Raw genomic sequence first — 1595 nt, forward strand, 5'->3', positions numbered from 1 at the left:
TCGGCGTGGTGTGGTGACTTCGGTTGTGGTGATGGCTTGGATCACCGGTCATGACAGCGGATGCGGTGGATCGCCCGATGGTGCGTCCTGATCAGGTCTCGCTCGGGGTGCTGATCTCGCAGGTGCCGCGGGATGCTGTCGATGATGCGGTCACTGCGTGCGGGGTTCGGGAGAAGCGGTCGGACGGGAAGCTGCCGGCGCATGTGACCGCGTATTTGACGCTGGGGCTGGCGTTGTTCCCGGACGATAATTATGCCGAGGTCGCGACGAAGGTGACCGGATCGTTGGACCGGTTCGGGGTGTGGGACGCCGGTTGGACGGTGCCGACCTCGTCGGCGATTACGCAAGCCCGGAAACGGCTGGGCCGGCGGGTGTTCGCGGAGTTGTTCGAGAACACGTGCGGGCCGGTCGCTGGTCGTGCCGGCCCGCAGGCACCGGCGATGGCGTTGGGGACCGCGCGGGGTTCGTTTCTGCGGTCGTGGCGGCTGCTGGCCATCGACGGTTTCGATCTTGATGTGCCGGATAGCCCGGGTAACGCCGAGGAGTTCGGCCATGCCAACTCGGGGGTCTGGCGGTCGGGATTTCCGAAAGCGCGGGTGGTGGCTCTCGCGGAGTGCGGCACCCACGCGTTCGTCGCCGCGGAGATCGGCAAATACACCGACGGGGAACGAACGTTGGCCGCCCGGCTGTATCCGCGGCTGCGCGGCGACGAGTTGCTCACCGCCGACCGCAATTTCTACTCCTGGCAGGCGTGGGACAGTGCGCAAGCCACCGGGGCGGCCCTGCTCTGGCGGGCACCGACCCAACTGGATCTGCCGGTGGTGAAAGTCCTGGCCGACGGCACCTATGTGAGCCTGCTGATCAAACCATCGGTGCGCATCGCCTCGAAACGGCGGGCACGACTACTGGCCGCCGCCCGCGCCGGTGAAGATCTGAGCACATTCCCGGACGCTCTCGACGAGCACGGCCGACCGGCCGTCCACCACGTCCGGGTCATCGAATACGACGTCCCCGACCGCGACGGAGACGGCAAGGGCGACCTGATCGCCCTGATCAGCACCATCCTGGACCCCGGCCATGCCCGAGCCGACGAACTCGCCGCCGCCTACTACCAGCGCTGGGAACAAGAAACCGGTCACGACCAGCTGAAAACCCACCTGCGCGGCCCCGGCGTGGTCCTGCGGTCACGACTGCCCGACCTCGTCTACCAAGAAATCTGGGCCTACCTCATCGTCCACCACGCGATCAGCGCCCTGATCGCCCAAGCCTCCGCGGCCGCGGACCTGGACCCCGACCGGATCTCCTTCACCAAAGCCCTGCGCCTGATCCGCCGGACCGCCACCGCGACGGCGGACATTCCCCCCTCAGGACTGGACTGACCAGCTACCCCAGCACCTCGCCGCCCTGGCCGAACTCCTGATCCCGCAACGCCGTGAACGAACCTGCCCCCGAGCCGTCAAACGCGCCCGCCACAACCAATACCGCGTGAAAAAACCCCACGACACACCCAGCATCCGCCACGACAAACCAGCCACGATCCGGCTACGCACCTTCACCCAGGCCACAACAAGATCAACTTAAGCTACGCGGCATTG

At 66.7% G+C, this 1595-nt stretch carries 1 protein-coding gene; it reads left to right on the top strand.

All coding sequences use genetic code 11. From position 1 onward, the window contains the following. Positions 1 to 50 precede the first annotated feature (50 nt). Entirely contained in the window at positions 51 to 1379 is a 1329-nt protein-coding gene (locus tag NAG42_RS43810) for an IS4 family transposase (RefSeq protein ID WP_250038491.1), read from the top strand. The last annotated feature ends 216 nt before the right edge of the window (positions 1380 to 1595 follow it).

The sequence above is a fragment of the Paractinoplanes maris genome (assembly GCF_023544465.1).
GTDB classification, from domain to species: domain Bacteria; phylum Actinomycetota; class Actinomycetes; order Mycobacteriales; family Micromonosporaceae; genus Actinoplanes; species Actinoplanes maris.

Coding starts and splice junctions, on each gene's coding strand:
- NAG42_RS43810 (WP_250038491.1), top strand. CDS start 51: ATGACAGCGGATGCGGTGGATCGCCCGATGGTGCGTCCTGATCAGGTC.